The following is a 2,260-nucleotide window of genomic DNA, read 5'->3' on the forward strand; positions in this document are numbered from 1 at the left end:
CGCGAGGCCGCGCGGGACGCCGAGGACGCCCTCGTGGCGCTGCGCCGCTGATCGGCCGTCACAGACCCGGCCTCTCCGCCCCCGGGCGCCCCCGGACCCCGCCCGCGGCCTACCCTGGAGGAGCCCGACCCGGGCCGCGACCGAGTCACGAGGAGATGAGACGAGCGCATGACCCGCCTGCCCGGTCTGCGTCCCCCGCGGTTCCTGGACCCGTGGCGTCGCCCGCTGGCCCCCCGTCTGCCCTGGCACGTGGTCCTCGCGGCCTCGATCGCGGGGGCACTGACCATCGCCACCCTCAGCCTCGGCGAGGACCTGGCCTCCGTGCCGCTGCTGGTGGGCGCCTTCGGCTCGTCCTGCGTGCTCGTGTTCCTCGTGCCGCACGGCCCGCACTCCCACCCCGCCAACGTGCTCGTGGGGCACGTGGTCTCGGCCGCATGCGGGATCGCCGTGATCTCCGTGCTGCCTCTGGCCTGGTACTCGCTCGCGGCCGGCATGGGCCTGGCCATGGCCGTCATGGCCGGGCTCCGTGTCATCCACGCCCCCGCGGGCGCCACCGCTCTGACGGTCATGCTGAGCAACGCGGACTGGCACTACCTGGTCACCCCGGTGCTCGCCGGGGCGCTGGTCCTCACCGCGTGCGCGCTGCTGTACCGCCGCCTGATGTGGCGGGTGATCGGGCCGGCGGAGTGAGCCTCCAGGCTCAGAGCGGCCGGCCGGCCGCCAGGTCCTCGTCCACCTCCGCGAACACCCGCTGGGCCAGTGCGAAGGCGATGTTCGCGGCCGGGACCGAGGCGTAGATCGCGGTCTGCAGCAGGATCTCCCGGATCTCCTCCCGGCTCAGCCCGTTGCGCAGGGCGGCACGCAGGTGCATGGCGCACTCGTCCCAGTTCCCGCCCGAGACCATCGCCGTGATGGTCACCGCCGAGCGCATCCGCCGGTCCAGGCCGGGCCGCGTCCAGATGGTGCCCCAGGCGTACCGGGAGATGAGGTTCTGGAAGTCCTCCGTGGTCTCGTCCTTCTTCGCCTCCGCGCGGTCCACGTGGGCGTCCCCGAGCACCTCCCGGCGCACGGCCATGCCGGCGTCGAGGACCTCCTGCGCCGTGCGGTCCATCTGGTGCCCGATCGGGGCCTGGCCGCCGCTCACCGCACCCGCCAGGAACGCGCGCAGGGCCTCGGCCGTGGCCTCCGGCTGCTCGAGGGGGGCCTGGTGCGCGGCGTCGTCGAACGTGACCACCGTGGTGCCGTGGACCGCCGCGGCGATCTCCTCGCCGGCCGCCGGCGGCGTGACCGTGTCGTGGGCGCCGTGCACGGTGAGCACGGGGACGGTGATCGTGGCGAGGCGTTCGCGCACGTCGAAGTCGCCGAGCGCCTCGCACAGCCGGGCGTAGGAGTGCCGGTCGGCCTCCTGCAGCGTGTGCAGCAGGGCCGTGGCGCGCTCCGGATGGCGCTCGATGAACCCCGGGGCGAACCAGCGCTCGGCCGAACCGGCCACCATGGTCGGCGTGCCGGCCCGCTCGACCAGCTCGGCACGCTCCCGCCAGGCCTGCGGCTCGCCGATCCTGGCGGCCGAGCAGATGACGGCCACCCCGGCGATCTCGTCGGCGTGGTCGAGGGCCAGCTGCAGCGCCACACAGCCGTTGAGCGAGACACCGGCGAAGAACACCGGCACCTCCGCCGGGATCGAGCCCTCATCCCGCAGGCGGGCCACGGCGGCGACGACGGCGTCCGCCAGCTCGGCGATCGTGCACGGCTCGGCCTGGGGGGCGGAGGCGCCGTGGCCGGGCAGGTCGTAGCCGACGACGAAGGTGTCCTCGCCCATGCGCTCTGCGGCGAGGGACCACAGCGCGTGCGCGCCGGTGCCGAGGCCGGCGCCCACCACGAGGACACGGGCGGGCGACAGCGCGGCATGCAGGAGGGTGGTGGTGACGGTGGGCTGGCCCATGCGACATCCTTCCGGTCGGGGTCGGGCTCCCCGCGGCGGGCGGGGCTCTGCTGATCGATCCTGGCAGGGCGGTCCGCCCGACGCAGGGGGGTGACGTCTCGCGGCTCAGTCAGCCGCGAGGTCGGTATGGGCGGCCACAATGCGGTCCACCAGCGCGGCCGCCTCGCCGGTGTAGCCGGCCGGATCGCACAGCTCCGCGAGGCGGTCGTCTCCGACGGACGCGGGCACGGCGGCGCGCAACAGCGCACCGAACTCACCGCGGCCGGCCAGGGCGTCGTCGACGACGGCGTGGATCGCGTCCCGGCCCGCGCCGGGCCG

General features: G+C 75.2%; 2 protein-coding genes and 2 pseudogenes. 1 reads left to right on the forward strand and 3 read right to left on the reverse strand.

What is annotated here, in order from left to right; genetic code table 11:
* The first annotated feature begins 168 nt into the window (after window positions 1-168).
* On the forward strand, window positions 169-690 hold the full coding sequence (locus HMPREF3105_RS06885; protein WP_070709037.1) for an HPP family protein: 522 nt from the start codon (window positions 169-171) through the stop codon (window positions 688-690).
* 10 nt (window positions 691-700) lie between these two features.
* On the opposite strand, the gene pcaC is transcribed toward HMPREF3105_RS06885, so the two are convergent.
* The 3 genes and pseudogenes from pcaC to HMPREF3105_RS06895 all read right to left on the reverse strand — a co-directional run.
* Window positions 701-1,111: a 4-carboxymuconolactone decarboxylase gene (gene pcaC, locus HMPREF3105_RS13535; protein WP_246830346.1), complete on the reverse strand. Its 411-nt coding sequence runs from the start codon at window positions 1,109-1,111 to the stop codon at window positions 701-703.
* A gap of 51 nt (window positions 1,112-1,162) precedes the next feature.
* A pseudogene (locus tag HMPREF3105_RS13540) lies at window positions 1,163-1,942 on the reverse strand (alpha/beta fold hydrolase); the annotation flags it as partial.
* Window positions 1,943-2,047: 105 nt separating this feature from the next.
* Window positions 2,048-2,260, reverse strand: a pseudogene (locus HMPREF3105_RS06895) (hypothetical protein); the annotation flags it as partial.

It is taken from the genome of Micrococcus sp. HMSC31B01, from assembly GCF_001816085.1.
Lineage (GTDB): Bacteria > Actinomycetota > Actinomycetes > Actinomycetales > Micrococcaceae > Micrococcus > Micrococcus luteus.